Here is a 627-nt window from a genome sequence, read left to right as displayed (position 1 = left end):
GCCTCGCCCGCCGCGAGATCGGCCCGCGATGCTGAGCGTCGCCGGCCTCACCCAGCGCTATGGCGAGCGCGCGGCGCTGCAGTCGCTGAGCCTCGCGCTGCGCCCCGGCGAGTTCACCGCGCTGCTCGGCCCCAACGGCGCCGGCAAGTCCACGCTGTTCCAGGTGCTCACCGGCCTGTTCGCGGCCGACGAGGGCGAGGTCGAGGTGGCCGGCCACTCGCTGCGCCACGCCGCGCCGGCCGCGCTGCGCCACATCGGCGTGGTGTTCCAGCAGATCTCGCTCGACCTCGACCTGAGCGTGCGCCGCAACCTGCTGTTCCACGCCGACCTGCACGGCCTGCCGCGCGCGCTGGCCCGCGAGCGCATCGCCGAGGACAGCGCGCGCTTCGGGCTGGCCGCCACCGACCTGGACCGCAAGGCACGCGAGCTGTCGGGCGGCAACCGCCGCAAGGTCGAGCTGGTGCGCGCCGGCCTGCACCGCCCGGCCGTGCTGCTGATGGACGAGGCCACCGTGGGCCTGGACCCCCAGTCGCGCCGTGACCTGCTGGCCGCGCTGCGCGAGGACGTGCGCACGCGCGGCGTCTGCGTGCTGTGGGCCACGCACTGGGTCGAGGAGGCCGAGCCGGC

1 protein-coding gene is annotated in these 627 nt (G+C 76.1%); it reads left to right on the top strand.

Annotated elements, in window-relative coordinates; all coding sequences use genetic code 11:
* Positions 1-28: 28 nt before the first annotated feature.
* A partial coding sequence (locus x551_RS23020) for an ATP-binding cassette domain-containing protein (RefSeq protein WP_051512325.1) occupies positions 29-627 on the top strand: 599 nt, incomplete at its 3' end.

It is taken from the genome of Methylibium sp. T29, from assembly GCF_000576205.1.
GTDB lineage: Bacteria > Pseudomonadota > Gammaproteobacteria > Burkholderiales > Burkholderiaceae_C > Methylibium > Methylibium petroleiphilum.
The sequence above is the reverse complement of the archived record's forward strand: the minus strand, read 5'-3'. Positions and strand labels throughout refer to the sequence as shown.